This is a genomic window from Ectopseudomonas toyotomiensis (assembly GCF_900115695.1).
GTDB lineage: Bacteria > Pseudomonadota > Gammaproteobacteria > Pseudomonadales > Pseudomonadaceae > Aquipseudomonas > Aquipseudomonas toyotomiensis.
The window spans coordinates 198,312-214,860 of record NZ_FOXK01000002.1 but is presented as its reverse complement, the minus strand read 5'-3'; the positions used below and the strand labels follow the sequence as shown (position 1 = coordinate 214,860).

15 protein-coding genes are annotated in these 16,549 nt (G+C 64.4%); 7 read left to right on the top strand and 8 right to left on the bottom strand.

Features of this window, described 5'->3' with window-relative positions; genetic code table 11:
* The first annotated feature begins 18 nt into the window (after positions 1–18).
* Entirely contained in the window at positions 19–1,254 is a 1,236-nt protein-coding gene (locus tag BM186_RS04210; protein ID WP_074913637.1) for a GGDEF domain-containing response regulator, read from the top strand.
* Here BM186_RS04210 and BM186_RS04205 read toward each other — a convergent pair whose 3' ends face one another.
* Complete coding sequence (locus BM186_RS04205) at positions 1,255–1,986, bottom strand: substrate-binding periplasmic protein (RefSeq protein ID WP_074913636.1); 732 nt, start codon at positions 1,984–1,986, stop codon at positions 1,255–1,257.
* Between the two features lie 206 nt (positions 1,987–2,192).
* Between BM186_RS04205 and BM186_RS04200 the strand changes: the two genes are divergently transcribed.
* Positions 2,193–3,377, top strand: a complete 1,185-nt coding sequence (locus tag BM186_RS04200; protein WP_074913635.1) for a BaiN/RdsA family NAD(P)/FAD-dependent oxidoreductase — start codon at positions 2,193–2,195, stop codon at positions 3,375–3,377.
* A gap of 110 nt (positions 3,378–3,487) precedes the next feature.
* Positions 3,488–5,299 carry an SLC13 family permease gene (locus tag BM186_RS04195; RefSeq protein ID WP_074913634.1) on the top strand — a complete coding sequence of 604 codons (1,812 nt, stop codon included), beginning with the start codon at positions 3,488–3,490 and terminating at the stop codon, positions 5,297–5,299.
* An 8-nt stretch (positions 5,300–5,307) separates the two neighbouring features.
* Here the strand turns inward: BM186_RS04195 and BM186_RS04190 are convergent, their stop codons facing one another.
* The 7 genes from BM186_RS04190 to BM186_RS04160 all read right to left on the bottom strand — a co-directional run bounded on the left by BM186_RS04190 (position 5,308) and on the right by BM186_RS04160 (position 11,466).
* On the bottom strand, positions 5,308–5,943 hold the full coding sequence (locus BM186_RS04190) for a dioxygenase family protein (protein WP_074913633.1): 636 nt from the start codon (positions 5,941–5,943) through the stop codon (positions 5,308–5,310).
* A 27-nt stretch (positions 5,944–5,970) separates the two neighbouring features.
* Positions 5,971–7,095, bottom strand: a complete 1,125-nt coding sequence (gene ald / locus BM186_RS04185; protein WP_017678476.1) for an alanine dehydrogenase — start codon at positions 7,093–7,095, stop codon at positions 5,971–5,973.
* A gap of 92 nt (positions 7,096–7,187) precedes the next feature.
* The gene (locus BM186_RS04180; protein ID WP_074913632.1) at positions 7,188–7,871 is read right to left on the bottom strand and encodes a glutathione S-transferase N-terminal domain-containing protein; all 684 of its coding nucleotides are present in this window, start codon (positions 7,869–7,871) and stop codon (positions 7,188–7,190) included.
* Positions 7,868–8,569 (bottom strand): glutathione S-transferase family protein, encoded by a 702-nt coding sequence (locus tag BM186_RS04175; protein ID WP_074913631.1) that lies wholly within the window; start codon positions 8,567–8,569, stop codon positions 7,868–7,870. Before BM186_RS04175 ends, BM186_RS04180 begins: the two co-directional genes overlap by 4 nt.
* A 62-nt stretch (positions 8,570–8,631) precedes the next feature.
* A complete protein-coding gene (locus BM186_RS04170) occupies positions 8,632–9,171 on the bottom strand; it encodes a TetR/AcrR family transcriptional regulator (protein WP_079784835.1) in 540 nt (179 codons plus the stop codon).
* Positions 9,172–9,259: 88 nt separating this feature from the next.
* Complete coding sequence (locus BM186_RS04165; RefSeq protein WP_072423423.1) at positions 9,260–10,021, bottom strand: slipin family protein; 762 nt, start codon at positions 10,019–10,021, stop codon at positions 9,260–9,262.
* Entirely contained in the window at positions 10,021–11,466 is a 1,446-nt protein-coding gene (locus tag BM186_RS04160; protein ID WP_394327880.1) for an NfeD family protein, read from the bottom strand. Before BM186_RS04160 ends, BM186_RS04165 begins: the two co-directional genes overlap by 1 nt.
* 215 nt (positions 11,467–11,681) lie before the next feature.
* Between BM186_RS04160 and yccS the strand changes: the two genes are divergently transcribed.
* The 4 genes from yccS to BM186_RS04140 all read left to right on the top strand — a co-directional run bounded on the left by yccS (position 11,682) and on the right by BM186_RS04140 (position 16,544).
* Complete coding sequence (gene yccS, locus BM186_RS04155; RefSeq protein WP_074913629.1) at positions 11,682–13,853, top strand: YccS family putative transporter; 2,172 nt, start codon at positions 11,682–11,684, stop codon at positions 13,851–13,853.
* A 57-nt stretch (positions 13,854–13,910) separates the two neighbouring features.
* Positions 13,911–15,716 (top strand): diguanylate cyclase, encoded by a 1,806-nt coding sequence (locus BM186_RS04150; RefSeq protein ID WP_072423425.1) that lies wholly within the window; start codon positions 13,911–13,913, stop codon positions 15,714–15,716.
* A gap of 46 nt (positions 15,717–15,762) precedes the next feature.
* Entirely contained in the window at positions 15,763–16,245 is a 483-nt protein-coding gene (locus tag BM186_RS04145) for a GreA/GreB family elongation factor (protein ID WP_074913628.1), read from the top strand.
* Positions 16,246–16,310: 65 nt separating this feature from the next.
* A complete protein-coding gene (locus BM186_RS04140) occupies positions 16,311–16,544 on the top strand; it encodes a DUF2789 domain-containing protein (protein ID WP_072423427.1) in 234 nt (77 codons plus the stop codon).
* Positions 16,545–16,549: the final 5 nt, after the last annotated feature.

Here is a 16,549-nt window from a genome sequence, read left to right as displayed (position 1 = left end):
CCTGGGCCGGAGTCACCCATGCGCAATATTCTGGTCATTGAAGACAGCCCACTGGTACTGAAGATCCTCGAGCATCTGTTCCGTCAGGAAACCGATCTGGAGCCGATCTTCTGTGCCTCACTGGCAGAAGCGGAAGTCATGCTGGAGACCTCTGCGGCGCTGTTCTTCGCCGCCATCGTCGACCTGCACCTGCCGGACGCACCGGACGGCGAAAGCGTCGATCTGGTGATGCGCTACCACCTGCCGTGCATCGTGCTCAGTGGCAGCTACAACGAACAGCGCCGCGACGAATTGCTGATGAAAGGCGTGGTCGACTACGTACTCAAGGAGAGCCAGCACTCCTATGAGTACGCCTTCCGCCTGCTGCACCGGCTCGACCACAACAGCCATATCAAGATTCTCATCGCCGACGACTCTGCGGCGCAGCGTCACTACATTCGCCACATCCTCGAGCCACACCACTACCAGATCATCGAGGCCAGCGACGGCAAGGAGACCCTGCGCCAGCTCAATGAGCATCCAGATATCGACCTGCTGGTGCTCGACCATGCCATGCCCGGCGTCAGCGGTTTCGAGCTGGTCAAGCTACTGCGTCAGAAACTGCGCCTCAATGACCTGATCATCATCGGCGTGTCCGCCGACCCCAAGGGCTCGCTCAGTGCGCAGTTCATCAAGCACGGTGCCGACGACTTCCTGCGCAAACCCTTCTGCCCTGAAGAGCTGAACTGCCGGGTAATGTCGACCCTGGAGCGACGCGACCTGTTGCGCGCACTGAAGAAGGCCGCGCAGTTCGATGCCCTGACCGGCCTGAACAACCGCCGCGCGTTCTACGAACAAGGCATGCAGATACTGCAGAAGGCGCAACGGGAAAGTCGCGAGGTCAGCGTGGCGATGCTCGATCTCGACCACTTCAAGCAGATCAACGACGGCTTCGGCCATGCCAGCGGCGACAGCGCCCTGGTGGTGTTCGCCCGGGCGATGAGCAATGCCTTCCCCGACATGCTGCTGGGACGCCTGGGCGGTGAGGAATTTGCCCTGCTGACCCTGCATGGCGCAGATCATGTGGCTCAGGCACTGGATAAACTGCGCCGGCAGTGCGCCGGCCTGCATTACGCCGTCGGAGCGCCCGCGCTGTCGTTCAGCGCAGGCCTCTATCAGGGTGACCCCGAGGACCTGGAAAGCCTGCTGCATGAGGCCGACATTCGCCTGTACCGGGCCAAGCAACAGGGCCGTGCCCGCACCGTACTGGCCTGATCAGGGGCTGTGGCGCTGCAGCGTCGCGGCATAACTGCCGTCATCGCTCATGGCCTGAATCGCCGCATCGAAACGCCTGGCAATGTCGCGATGCTGGACCAGACTGCGCCGCACAAGGATATGCAGGCCATTCTCGCTCAAGGGCTGCGGCAGGAACTCCAGTTCATCGCGGATAGCACTCAGCTTGCGACCGAGCAGGTGGCGCGCGACCAGCTCATCCTCCAGCGCCAGCTGCACACGCCCGGCATGCAGCATCCGCGCGGCGATCTCGAAACTGCCGACACCAACCTTGAGCAGCTGCGGATCGCTGTCGAAATCCCTGGAATAGGCATAGCCCCTGACCACCGCAATGCTGTGCGGGTAGAGATCGGCCAGGGTCTCGAATTGAATGTCGCTCCCCTTGCGCCGCATGAAGCGGATGCGATTGACCAGATAGGGCTGGGAGAAATAGCCGTACTCGGTACGATCGGCGCTGTACCAGGCGTTGATCAGTACATCGTAATCACCACGCTTGAGCCCCAACACCGCACGTTCCCAGGGCACCTCCACGTAGCTGGTGGTGTAGCCGGCACGGGCCAGCGCCTGCTCCACCAGATCACTGGCCAGCCCCTTGCCGGGCAACCGTTGATCATTGAACGGCGGCCAGGGGTCGGCCACCAGGCGCAACAGCTCGGCCGAGGCCAGCGCCGGCGACAGCAGCAAGAGCAATAGCCAGGCACGCACTGCGGGCATTGGTGGCGATCCATCCGAAATGATCAGTTCTAGTGATAGCAGGCACAACGCCACTCGTCACTGTCTCATATCTGAGACAGTCAGGCGGGCGTCATACACTTGCCTGCCACACCGCGACAGAAGCGTCGGCCCAGAGCGGCTTCGGGTAAACTTCAGCGGTTTTCGCGCAGCGCTGGCTGCGTCAGCGATTCACCTGAGGACATTTCGTGTTGCAAACCGACGTACTGATCATCGGCGCAGGCGCCGCCGGCCTGATGTGCGCAGCCACCGCCGCAGCCCGTGGCCGCCGCGTGCTGGTGCTCGACCATGCCAACAAGGCCGGCAAGAAGATCCTCATGTCCGGTGGTGGGCGCTGCAACTTCACCAACCTGTACTGCGAGCCGAACAACTTCCTTTCCGGCAACCCGCACTTCTGCAAGTCCGCCCTGGCGCGTTTCACCCAGTGGGACTTCATCGGCCTGGTGGCCAAGCACGGCGTGCCCTACCACGAGAAGAAGCTTGGCCAGCTGTTCTGCGATAACAAGTCCAGCGACATCCTCGAATTGCTACTGGCCGAATGTGCCGAGGCCGGGGCACAGATTCGCCTGGACACGGCAGTGCACAGCATCGAAAAAACCGCAGGCGGTTTCCTGCTGCAAAGCGACCTCGGCGAAGTGGCCTGCCAGTCACTGGTGATCGCCACCGGCGGGCTGTCGATTCCGACCCTCGGCGCCACCGGCTTCGGCTATCAGGTAGCCAGGCAATTCGGTCACGAATTGCTGCCGACCCGCGCCGGGTTGGTGCCTTTCACCATCACCGACCCGCAGCTCAAGACGCTGTGCACGGAGCTTTCCGGCACCTCGGTGGAGGACTGCCGGGTGAGCTGCAATGGCCAGAGTTTCGTCGAGAACATCCTCTTTACCCACCGTGGCCTGTCTGGCCCGGCGATCCTGCAGATCTCGTCCTACTGGCAACCTGGCGATACCGTACATATCGACCTGCTGCCGCATATCGATCTGCCCGATTGGCTCGCCACCCAACAGCGCGAGCGGGGCAACAGCGAGCTGAAAACTCTGCTGGCCGAACTGTTCACCAAGAAGATGGCGACCCTGCTGGTCGACAGCTGGTTCAGCAACAAGCCGCTGAAGCAGTACACGCCCGGCGAGCTCAAGACGATTGCCGAGCACCTGTCCGACTGGCAACTGGTGCCGGCCGGCACCGAAGGCTACCGCACGGCGGAAGTGACCCTGGGCGGGGTGAATACCAACGAGGTGTCATCCAAAACCCTGGAATCGCTCAAGGTACCGGGGTTGTATTTCATCGGCGAAGTGCTCGACGTCACCGGCCACCTGGGCGGCTTCAACTTCCAGTGGGCCTGGGCGTCGGGCTACGCCGCCGCGCAATACGTCTGAGGCTAAAATATTGCGCCCCATTTGACGGTGCAGCGGGAACTGCCGACGCGGCGCAGACTCTGCTATGAACAGCAGATATAACGCTGCAATCACAGGGACGACGCCGCTTCATGACTCTCGAACAAGGCCTGATTTTCGTCATTCTCGTTGCCAGCATGGGCTTGTTCATCTGGGGCCGCTGGCGCCATGACGTGGTAGCGCTGGGCGCGCTGTTGGCGTGCGTGATCGTTGGCCTGGTGCCCGAGCGCGAGGCCTTTGCAGGTTTCGGTCACCCAGCGGTGATCACCGTCGCCTGCGTACTGGTGCTCAGCCATGGTTTGCAGCGCACGGGGGCGGTCAGCCGACTGGCCCAACGACTGCTGCCCAGCGGCGCTGGCGTACTGCTGTCCATCGCCGCACTGACCGGCCTGGGCGCGCTGCTCTCGGCATTCATGAACAACGTCGGCGCCCTCGCCCTGCTGATGCCCATCGCCCTGCAGATTTCTGCACGCCTGGAGCTGCCGCCAGGGCGCGTGCTGATGCCGCTGGCCTTCGGCACCATCCTCGGCGGCATGACCACGCTGATCGGTACACCGCCGAACCTGATCGTCTCCAGTTTTCGCGCCCAGCATGGCAGCGGTCCCTTCGCCATGTTCGACTTCAGTCCGGTCGGTGTCGCCGTGGCACTGGCCGGCGTGCTGTTCATCACCCTGCTCGGCTGGCGTCTGGTTCCCAAGCGCGAAGTAGGTAACGCCGCCAGCTTCGACACCGGCCATTACCTGACCGAGGCGCGGGTCAAGGAAGGTGGCAAGGCCCAGGGCAAGACCCTGCGCGAAATCGAGCAGTTGCTCGACGAGGCCGACGCCCAGGTGGTGGCCATGGTGCGCAACAAGCTGCGCCTGACTGCGCCCAACCCGCGGCGCGTTCTGCAGGCCGATGACGTACTGGTGATCGAGGCCGACCCGCAGGAGTTGGGCGAAGTGCTCGGCCAGCTGGACCTGTTGCTGGAGGCCGAGCGCGAAGCCAAGGAGGCCGAACAGAAAGAGGACAAGGAAGGTGAAACCGAGAAGAAAGCCAACAATGACGAAGACCGCGCCATGCAGGAACTGCTGGTCAAACCCGACTCTTCGCTGATTGGTCGTTCCGCCAGCAGCACGCGTTTGCGCAGCCGCTACTCCATCAACCTGCTGGCTATCTCCAGACAGAGCCATCGCTCGATCAAACGCCTGCGCTCGACCCTGATCCAGAGCGGTGATGTGCTGCTGATGCAGGGCAGCGCCGAGGATATCGGCGAGTTCGCCAGCGACTATGACTGCGTGCCGCTGGCCGCACGCGCCATCAACATTCCCGATCCGCAGCAGGCCAACCTCGCGCTCGGCATCATGCTGCTGGCCATCGCAGCAGCCGCCTTCGGCCTGCTCTCGGCTGCGATCGCCTTCGCCAGCGGCGTACTGGCCTACATGCTGCTGCGTCTGGTGCCGCTGCGCGCCGTCTACGAGTCCATCGACTGGCCAGTGATCGTGTTGCTCGGGGCTCTGATTCCGGTGGCCGGTGCGATGTCCGCCACGGGTGCAGCCGATCTGCTGGCACGCCTGCTGATGGAGAACCTGGCGCAAGGCAACGCCATCATCACCCTGACCCTGTTGCTGGTGGTGACCATGACCCTGTCGGATTTCATGAACAACGCGGCGACTGCAGCGGTGATGTGCCCCATCGCGCTGAGCGCCGCCAGCCAGCTCGGCGTCAGCCCGGACTCGCTGCTGATGGCCGTCGCCATCGGCGCCTCCTGCTCGTTCCTCACGCCCATTGGCCACCAGAACAACACCCTGATCCTCAGCCCGGGTGGTTTCCGCTTCGGCGACTATTGGCGCCTGGGCCTGCCACTGGAAATCCTCGTGGTGCTGATCAGTGTGCCCATGCTGCTGTGGATCTGGCCGTTGTAATCCATCATTCAGGAGCTCGGGGTGATGCCGAGCACCACATCGAAGCGAGCGACCTGCTCGTCGCTCTGCCCGCTCACCGGCACGAAGGGCACGACCAGCAGTTCGCGCAAGCGTGGGTCGCGGATCGCGTTGAGCAGGCCATCGCGCTGATTCAGCGGCTCGCCGTGCACATAACACTGCGTGGCGAAACGCGGTATGCCGGGCAGGGTCACCGCCAGATGGATATGCGGGGTGCGGCCGGGATAGGGCACCGGGCGGATGGTGCGAAAACGGTAGCGCCCATCGGCCGCCGTGGTGAAACGACCATACCCCTGGAACCCGGGGTCGAGCCTCTGGCGGTCACCGCCGCGACTGTGCAGATAGATACCGTTGGCATCCACTTGCCAGATTTCCACCAGCGCTCCCGCCAGTGGCCGCCCGCCCGCATCGAGGATCGAGCCGTGCAGTTGCACGCGAATGCCGCGCGCCTCTGCGGCCTGGCCGTCGACTCGCACCAGATCGTTGTCGCGGTCCAGCGGCAGTTGGTCGGGGTAGAAGGGGCCCAACGTCTGGCGTGGCGTCAGCAACCGCTCGGCCAGCGCCAGTGCCGGGCTGACCAGCAACGCGCCGCCAGCGGCGAAGAGGAGATGACGACGGCTGGACATGGTCTCTTTCCTCCGTAGCGCGACGCCCTACGACAGATGTTCCAGCACCCCGGCGGCCGATTGAAAGGGCAGGCCGTGGGCCTCGGCCACGCTGCCGCAGGTGATCACGCCCCTGGCCACGTTGAGCCCATTCAGCAGATGCAGGTCATCCTGCAAGGCGCGGCGTGTGCCCTTCTGGGCGAGCGCCACGACGAACGGCAGGGTCGCGTTGTTCAGCGCCAGGGTCGAGGTGCGTGCCACCGCGCCGGGCATGTTGGCCACGCAATAGTGCACCACATCATCGACCACATAGGTGGGCTCGGCATGGGTGGTTGCGCGGGAAGTCTCGGCGCATCCGCCCTGGTCGATGGCAACATCCACCAACACTGCGCCGGCCTTCATCTGCCGCACCATGTCCGCAGTGATCAGCTTGGGCGCGGCAGCTCCGGGAATCAGCACCCCGCCAATCACCAGATCGGCCGCCAACACCTGCTCACGCACCGCTGCGCGAGTGGAGTAGAGCGTGGTGATGCGATTGCCGTACTGGGCATCGAGCCGGCGTAGCGCGTCGACGCTCTTGTCCAACACCGTGACATCGGCACCGAGGCCGACCGCCATGGCCAGGGCATGACTGCCGACCACGCCGCCGCCGAGAATCACCACCTTGCCCGGTGCCACGCCTGGTACACCACCCAGCAATACGCCACGCCCGCCACGGGCCTTTTCCAGACAGCCGGCGCCGGCCTGGATCGACATGCGCCCGGCCACTTCCGACATCGGCGCCAACAAAGGCAGGCGCCCCTGCGCATCGGTCACCGTCTCGTAGGCGATGCAAGTGGCACCGCCGGCCATCAGCTCTTCGGTCTGCGCCCGATCCGGCGCCAGGTGCAGGTAGGTGAACAGCGTGTGGTGGGCTCGCAACCTGGCGCGCTCCACCGCCAGAGGCTCCTTGACCTTGACGATCAACTGCCCCTGCTGGAACACCTCGGACGAACTGCTGGCGATCTGCGCGCCCGCCTCGAGGTAATCCTCGTCGGCGAAACCGACAGCGGCACCGGCATGGGTCTCGATCCAGACCTCATGGCCGAGCGCCGTAAGCTCGGCCACCGACTGTGGCGTGAGGCCGACTCGGTACTCGTGGTTCTTGATTTCCTTGGGTACGCCGATTCGCATAACCATCTCCAACCATTGCGGGCCAACAGTCTGAAGTCTAGGAAAGCGTGAGCCAGCTCACAGGAAAATCCACGAGAAATTTCGTCCGTCCGTCACTGCCCGAACAGCAGGCGCCGCGCCTCTGCGGTGAGCAAGGCCTGCGGATCGGCGTTCACCTGTTCTACCAGCGCGTAGGCACGCTGTACCGCAGGGCGTGCATCGATGCGTTCGAGCCAGGCGGCCATGTTGGGGAAGTCCTCCAGTTTCTGTTGCTGCATCTTCCACAGTTTGGCCCAGGGGTAGATGGCCATGTCGGCGATGGAATACTCGCCCGCCACGTAGTCGCGCCCGGCCAGCTGGCGGTCCAGCACGCCGTAGAGGCGCGCGGTTTCCTTTACGTAGCGATCGATGGCATACGGAATCGGCTCCGGTGCGTAGCGCACGAAGTGGTGGTTCTGCCCCGCCATCGGGCCAACGCCCCCCATCTGCCAGTACAGCCACTGCAACACGGTGAAACGCGCGCGTGTCTCGCGCGGCAGGAACTGCCCGCTCTTGTCGGCCAGGTACTCGAGAATCGCCCCGGACTCGAACAGGGCGATGGGCTCGCCACCATCGGCCGGCGCTCGATCGACGATAGCGGGAATGCGGTTGTTCGGCGCGATCTGGAGAAACGCCGGCGCGAACTGCTCGCCCTTGCCGATATGCACCGGGACGATGCGATAGTCCAGCCCGGCTTCCTCGAGAAAGATGCTGATCTTGTGGCCGTTGGGCGTGGTCCAGTAGTACAGGTCGATCATTGGTTTTCCTCCAGGTGGATCGCGGCCCGCTTGACCGGGCCGTGAGTCGCTTCATACGTCTGCAGGATGCGCGCGAACCAGGCGCCCAGCGCCGAATCCTCGGCCCAGGGTTGCGCGCCCAGGCACCAGGCCCAGAACAACATGCCAGCCAGCAGGTAGTCACAACCGCCAGAGGCCTGGCCTTCGAGGAAGGGCTGATCACGCAGCCACATTTCCAGCGGCGCCACGCCTTCACGGAACAAGCGCTCACCGCCCTGCGGATCGGCGAACGCCTCCAGACTCATACCCAGCGCCTTCTCCCGGCTGCTGCGGAAATACTCGCGGTCAGCCGGGTCGATCACCTGCCAGACCCGCGGGATCAGCATCTTCAACAGCGGCACACGCACCATATGAAAGCTCAGGCGCTCGACCAGGCGGGCGCGCTCGGCAGCCAGCGCGCCACCGAGCAATGGACGTTGTGGATAACGCTGATCGAGGTAAGCAAAGATCGCCAGGCTGTCATGCACCGTTTCACCTTCGTCGATCAGCACCGGCACCAGCTTCTGTCCGGAAAAAGCGATCAACTCCTTGTCAGTGAAACGTGTCGGCCGGCTCTGCCAGTCCAGTCCCTTGTGCGCCAACGCCAGACGTACGCGCCAGCAGTAAGGCGAGAACACCAGCTCAGGATCGGCGCCGCATAACTCGAACAATTCCCGCATATCACCCCCATTAAAAACCGATCAGTCCAGAATCAAGCGAACAAAACCCAGCGCCGGACTGCTCAGGTGCAGTCCAGGCTGGTCATCACCACTGTAACGGTGGCGCGGATCGAATCCGCCGGCACCGCGGATTTCACCTGAGTACGCAGCCCGCTCATCACACATTGCAGATAACTGGCGCGGGCGGCGAGGTCCCTGCCGTTGCTCAACTCCCCGCAGGCCACGGCGCGTTCGAGCGCCTGTTCGAAGACCTGGCAGATACCTGCCGTGGCTTGCCGCAGAACCGGCACCAGCGCCGGCTCCGACAAGGAGAACTCATTGGCCACGTTGACCAGCATGCAGCCACGCGGCACGCCGTCAGGGCCATCATCTTCGAGCACACTGAGCAGGCGCTCGCGGATGAAAGCCAGCGGCGAGGTGCTGGCGTCAAGCTGCTCCAGCAACAAGGCTCGGCGCTGCGCTACGTAGCGGCTGAAGGCCGCGACGAACCAGGCCTGCTTGCTCGGGTAGGTTTGATACAGGCTGCTCTTGGACAGCCCGGTGGCCGCCTGCAGGTCCTGCAGCGACGCGGCTTCATAACCGCGTTGCCAGAACAGCTGCATGGCGTTTTCCAGGGCCCGGTCCGGGCAGAAGCTCTTGGGGCGTCCACGTGTCGTCATGCGCGCAATTTAGAACCGATCAGTTCTAAATTCAAGCCTTGGGCTCCTTCAGGTCGACGATGCCGCGCAACAACTCCACCGGTAGCGGAAAGACGATGGTCGAGCTCTTGTCACTGGCGATATGGCTCAGCGTCTGCATGTAGCGCAGCTGCATGGCGCCGCTCTGCCGGCCGAGTATCTCGGCGGCCTGCATCAGCTTCTCCGAGGCCTGCAGCTCGCCTTCGGCGTGAATCACCTTGGCGCGCCGCTCACGCTCGGCCTCGGCCTGACGGGCGATGGCGCGCACCATCGACTCGTTGATGTCGACATGCTTGATCTCGACGTTGGCGACCTTGATGCCCCAGGCGTCGGTCTGCGCGTCCAGCACCTGCTGGATATCGGAATTGAGCTGTTCGCGCTCGGCGAGCATCTGATCGAGGTCGTGCTTGCCGAGCACCGCACGCAATGTGGTCTGCGCCAGTTGGCTGGTGGCGACCATGTAGTCCTCGACCTGGATGATGGCGTTCTCTGGATCGAGCACGCGGAAGTAGATCACCGCGTTGACCTTGACCGAGACGTTGTCGCGGGAGATCACGTCCTGCGGTGGTACGTCGAGCACGATGGTGCGCAGGTCCACCCGCACCATCTGCTGCAAGCCGGGGATGATCAGGATCAGCCCCGGGCCCTTGACCCGCCAGAAGCGGCCGAGCTGGAACACCACGCCACGTTCATATTCGCGCAGGATGCGAAACGACGAGACGAGCAGTGCCAGGACGATGATCGCCAGTGAAAGAAAACTCAATTCGAAACCCATCAGTGACCTCCTTGGGGCGGTGGTTCATCCACCGCGCTGACCCGCAGATGCACGCCGTCGCGCGCCGTGACTCGTACCTGCTGCCCGGGCCGTAACGGCGAGGCGCCCTGCACCTGCCAGCGTTCGCCCTGCAGCGCTACCCAACCGGCGCGCGGATCGTCGTCACGTACCGCAGCGACCGCTACCAGGCTGCCCACCAGAGTGCTGCCACCGGCCACCTGCTGACGCCGCCTGGCCCGCAATGCCATGCTGACGATGGCCAGGATCGCCGCCGCGCTGATCAGCGCCAGGGTGAAGATCAGCGCCAGCGGGATGCCGAAGCCCGGCACGTCGGTGTCGATCAGGATCAGTCCGCCGAAGACGAACGCCACCACCCCACCGATACCGAGCACACCGAAGCTGGGCAGGAAGGCTTCGGCGGTGATGAAGGCAATGCCGAGCAGGATCAACGCCACCCCCGCATAGTTCACCGGTAGCAGTTGCAGGGCGTAGAGCGCGAGCACCAGACTGATGCCACCGAGCACTCCGCCGACGCCGCTGCCGGGATTGGAGAACTCGAAGAACAGGCCGTAGACACCGATCATCATCAGAATCAGCGCCACGCTGGGGTTGGTGATCACCGCCAGCAGCCGGGTACGCCAGTCCGGCGCATGGCTGATCAGCGGCGCACCGGCGGTAGCCAGGGTGACTTCGACGCCTGCAGCTGGCAGGGTCTTGCCGTCCAGCTGGCGCAGCAGGTCGCTCAGGTCCCTGGCCAGATAGTCGATCACCTTCTGCTCCAGGGCCTCTTCGGCGGACAGGCTGACGGCCTCGCGCACCGCCTGCTCGGCCCACTCGGCATTGCGCCCGCGCATGTTGGCCAGGCCACGAATGTAGGCGGCAGCGTCATTGACCTGCTTGGCGGTCATGGCATCGCTCGAGCCCTTTTCGCCTTGCGCGGGCTTGTCCGTCTCGCCCTTGTCAGCCCCCTCTGGTTTGCTCGGCGAGCCCGGCATGCCGATGGCCACCGGCGTGGCGGCACCGAGGTTGGTCCCCGGCGCCATGGCAGCGACATGGCTGGCATAGAGGATGTAGGTGCCGGCGCTGGCCGCCCGCGCACCGCCCGGGGCGACATAACTGGCCACAGGGATCGGGCTGGCAAGAATCGCCTTGATGATCGCGCGCATGGAGCTATCCAGGCCGCCGGGCGTGTCGATCTCGATCAGCACCAGTTGCGCGCCCTCGTCCACCGCCTTGGCCAGGCCACGTACGAGATAGTCGGCACTGGCCGGGCCAATCACCCCGTCCACCTGCAAGCGCACCACCGCGCCCGGCGCCGCAATCGCCCCCACCGAACCGCAGAGGATCAGGGCACACAGACACAGACGCAACCAGCCAGGCAACACGTTCGACTCCCAGGCCCCGCAGTGATACCGGACAGGTGGCGGAGGGCCTTTGTTGAGCATAGTCCATGCCCCCAGTGGGTCCCGCGACAGGGCTGGCGGATGTGCTACAGGGGATGTACGGGTGCGCCAGCAGCTGCTCGCTGCAGGAGCAGATTTATCCGAGACGGACGACGAAATCGTGAAAGGGGCTAGACCGAACAGATTGCCGGCAGACAGATACCCAGTGACCGGCCAGTTCCGGTAGGCTGCTCAGATCTTTTTCGACCAGACTCCCTATGCCCCGACCTCGCCTTCGCCAATCACTGCGCCGCCTCTGGGCACTGGACAAGTTCAGCGCCAGCCTGCGGGTATTCATCGCCCTGGCCGGAGCCCTGGCGCTGTGCTGGTGGCAGGGCTGGATGCATGGGCTGATCCCACTGTTTCTCGGTATCATCGCCAGCGCCCTGACCGAGACCGACGACAGCTGGCAAGGCCGCCTCGGCGCGGTGCTGGCTACCCTGGCCTGCTTCAGCGCGGCGGCCTATGCGGTGGAGTTTCTCTTCCCCTATCCCTGGTTGTTCGTCATCGCCCTGGCCTTTTCCGCCTTCTGCCTGACCATGCTCGGCGCACTCGGTGAGCGCTTCGCCACCCTGGGTTCCGGCACCCTGATCCTCGCGGTGTACAGCATGATCGGCGTCGAGCAGCGCGGCGGCGTCGCCGGCCTGTGGCTGGAGCCGCTGCTGCTGGTGGCCGGTGCCGCCTGGTACGGCCTGCTCTCGGTGATCTGGCACGCTCTTTTCGCCCATCAGCCGGTACAACTCGCCCTGGCCCGGCTGTTTCGCGAACTGGGCAAGTACCTCAAACTCAAGGCAGCGCTGTTCGAACCCGTGCGCCAGCTGGATGTGGCGCAACGCCGCCTGGAGTTGGCCCAGCAGAATGGCCGCGTCGTCTCCGCACTCAACGCGGCCAAGGAGATCATCCTGCACCGGGTCGGTGGCGGTCGGCCGGCCCCGAAGGTCAATCGCTACCTGAAACTGTACTTCCTCGCCCAGGACATTCACGAACGCGCCAGCTCATCGCACTACCCTTACAACGAACTGGCCGAAGCCTTCTTCCACAGTGATGTGCTGTTTCGCTGCCAACGCCTGCTGCGCCTGCACGGCGAAGCCTGCCAGCGCCTGGGCAGCGCCATCGAGTTGCGCCAGCCGTTCGAGTACCGCGAGCTGTGCAGCCAGGCCCTGGAAGACCTGCATGCCTCGCTCGACCACCTGCACCTGCAAAGCAACCCGGCCTGGCGCCGCCTGCTGCGCTCGCTCGGCGCCCTGGCCGGCAACCTCGCCAGTCTCGACCTGCTGCTCGGTAACGCCAGCAACCCTGACGCCCTGGCCGATGAGCAGGACAGCAGCCTGCTGGATCGCGAACCGCATTCGTTGCGCGAGGTCATCGAACGCATCGGCCAGCAACTGACTCCCACCTCGCTGCTGTTCCGCCACGCGCTGCGCCTGTCGATTGCTCTGGCCGCCGGTTACGGCCTGCTGCACCTGATTCATCCGACCCAGGGCTACTGGATTCTGCTGACCACCCTGTTCGTCTGTCAGCCGAACTACGGCGCTACGCGTCTCAAACTGGTGCAGCGCATCGTCGGTACCCTGATCGGCTTGGGGTTGGGCTGGGCATTGATCGACCTGTTCCCCGATCCAAGCATCCAGGCCCTGTTCGCCGTGGTGGCTGGCGTCGCCTTCTTCGCCACACGCAGCACCCGCTACACCCTGGCCACGGCGGCGATCACCCTGCTGGTACTGTTCTGCTTCAACCAGATCGGCGATGGCTACGGCCTGTTCCTGCCGCGCCTGGTCGACACCCTGCTCGGCGGCATGCTGGCCGGGCTGGCGGTGTTCCTGATCCTGCCGGACTGGCAGGGTCGACGCCTGGGGCGCATGTTGGCCAGCACACTGAGCTGCAACAGCGCCTACCTGCGGCAGATCATCGCCCAGTACGCACACGGCAAGCGTGACGACCTCGGCTACCGCCTGGCTCGACGCAACGCGCACAACGCCGACGCGGCACTGTCCACCACCCTCGGCAACATGCTGATGGAGCCTGGCCACTTCCGTAAGGACGCCGACCTTGGCTTTCGCTTTCTGGTGCTGTCGCACACCCTGCTCAGCTATCTCTCCGGACTCGGCGCCCATCGTGGCGAGCAATTGCCGCAGGCGGCCCAGGCACAATTGCTGGAACAGGCCGAAGCGCTGGCGAGCAGCCTCGATGAAATCGCCACCGGCCTGCGCGGCGAGCAGCCGCTGGCCATACACAGCGATGAAGAACAGGCACTGGCGCAAAGCCTGGAGCAGATTGCCGACGACGTCGACGAACGCCAACGTCTGGTGCAGACGCAACTCGCACTGATCTGCCGCCAGCTGGCGCCACTGCGCACCTTGGCCGCGCATCTGCAGAAGGATCGCCACTAGCAGGCTCATGGGGCTTTCTGCCACTATCTGACGACGCCTAGCTCCCAGGCCTTGCCCATGCCAGCCAACCGACACACCACCCTCGCCTACCTGGTCTCGTTGCCGGGTCTGCTGCTGGTGTGCAGCCTGCTTTTGGTCAGCCAAGTCACCCTCGCCAGCACGCGCCTGGGTGACAGCAGCGCAGCACAGGATCTCTACGGCCTGGTCGACTTTCTCGCCGATCCCCAGAGCGCCCTGAGCCTGGACGACGTTCGCGCTGTCGATGCCCCTTTCCAGCCCTCGCTGAACCGCCGTGACCTCAGCTTCGGCTACGTGCCGGGGGTGATCTGGCTGCGCCTGGCGCTGCAATCGGATGCCCAGCAAACACGCGTCTGGCGCCTGGAACTGAATTACGCCTCACTGGACGAGGTGCGTCTGTACGACATCGGCGCCGATGGCGTGCGTGAGTCGCGCAGCGGCGACACCGTGCCCTACGCGCAGCGCAGCGTCGGCCATCGCAACCCGGTATTCGAGATCACTCTGCAGCCCGGCGAGCAGCGCACGCTGTACCTGCGCGTCGACTCGCGCGGCAGCATGACCCTCAGCGGCGCACTGATGTCTTCGCGCGATTTCGAGCAGCACAGCCAGAACGGCTACCTGGTGCATGCCATCTACTTCGGCGTGCTGATCGCCCTGGGGCTGTACAACCTGCTGCTGTTTCTCGCCCTGCGCGAGCGGCCTTTCCTCAACTACGTGCTGTTCATGTTCGCGTTCGCCCTCAGCGTGCTGTCGCTCAATGGTCTTGGTGCGCAGTATCTGTGGTCCGAAGCCGCGCCCTGGAGCAACCGCATGCTGCCGGTCAGCCTGACGACGGCGGCGCTGCTGTCGGTGGTTTTTGCGCGCAGCTTTCTCGACACCCGCCAGTGGCTGCCACGCTGGGACAAGGGCCTGCTGATGCTGTCCATCGCCATCGGGTTGGCCGTCTTGGCCAGTGTGCTGCTGCCACTGCAGCGCGCGCTGCAGCTGATGTCGCTGACCGGCCTGATCGCCACCCTGACGCTGCTGCTGACCAGCTTCGTCTGCATCGGCTACCGGGTGCCCGGTGCTCGCCTGTTCGCCCTGGCCTGGCTAATGCTACTGACCGGCGCGGTGTTGCTGGCGCTACGCAACTTCGCCCTGATTCCGTCGAACTTCCTTACCCTGTACGCCATGCAGATCGGCTCGGGACTGGAGATGATCCTGCTGTCCTTCGCCCTGGCGGCACGCTTCAACGAACTCAAGCGCCAACGCGAAGCCGCGCTGCAGCTCAACGAGCAGATCCTCGCCAAGCGCGTCACCGAACGCACCCAGGCTCTGGAACAGGCCAATCAGCGCCTCAGTGAGCTGGCCCTGCAGGACCCACTGACCGGCCTGGCCAACCGCACCGCGCTGCAGCAACACCTGGAGCAGGCACTGGCGCGCAGCCAACGCCGCAACGAATTGCTCGCCGTGATGCTGATCGACCTGGACGGTTTCAAGCCGATCAACGACCAGCACGGCCATGGCTACGGCGATCTGGTACTGGCCGAAGTAGCGCAGCGCCTGCGGCAATACGTGCGCGATACCGATCTGCCTGCGCGCCTTGGCGGTGACGAGTTCGTGGTGATCTGCGAGAGCGTGCAATCAGCCGAAGATGCGCACGACCTGGCCAAACGTCTGCTGGAGGGGCTGGACACGCCAATGTACCTGGAAGATCGTGCCGTACGCGTCGGCGCCAGCATCGGCATCGCCCTGAGCCGCGGCGCCGACGATGCCACCCTGCTGATTCGCCTGGCCGATGCCGCCATGTACCGAGCCAAGGCCGAAGGTCGCAACCGCGTACAACTGGCCACCCAAGAGCTTTGAAGATGGGCCGCTGCCCCTCTCATCAACCCGAACCCGATAGCACACCATGGACAAGAATCTGCTGCTGCAAGACGTACTCAGCCATCTGCAGAGCGACCTCGAACAGGCCAGCCTCGCCGCCCTCAGCGCCCACGAAGCGGCCACCCACGAAGAGAATGTCGCCGAGAACAAGTACGACACCCTAGGCCTGGAGGCCGCCTACCTGGCCAGCGGTCAGGCACGCCGCGTCGAAGAACTGCGCCAGACCCTGATCACCTGGCGCCAGTTGCGCCCGCGCCCCTTCGATATCGAGCAGGGTATCGAGCTCGGCGCGCTGATTCAGCTTGCGGCCGAGGATGGCCACGAACAATGGCTGTTCCTTGGTCCTCCAGGCGCGAGCATGAAACTGCAACTGGCCGACCAGAGCATCCAGGTGCTCGGCAATACCGCACCGCTCGGGAAATTGCTGCTCGGCAAGAAGCCAGGCGACGAAATAAGCCTGCCAGTAGGGAGTCGCCAGCAGGTTTTCGAGGTACTGGCAGCCACGTAAGCGGAACTATCTGGGCTAGGGTTGGTAATTAGCGATGAACACCACGTCTAGCGAGAGCCAATACCATGGAAAATCCAATCCACAGCCTGCCAGCCCTGTTCAAGCAGCTCGGCCTGCCTGACGATGCCGCCAGCATCAATGCCTTCATCAGCACCCATTCGCCGCTGCCGGATGCCTGCAAACTGTCCGAGGCCCCGTTCTGGACGCCGGCGCAGGCCGCGCTGCTGCGCGAGGAAATTCTCGAAGACGCCGACTGGGCGCCGGTGGTCGACCAGCTCAACGTGCGCCTGCACGGCTGAGGTCA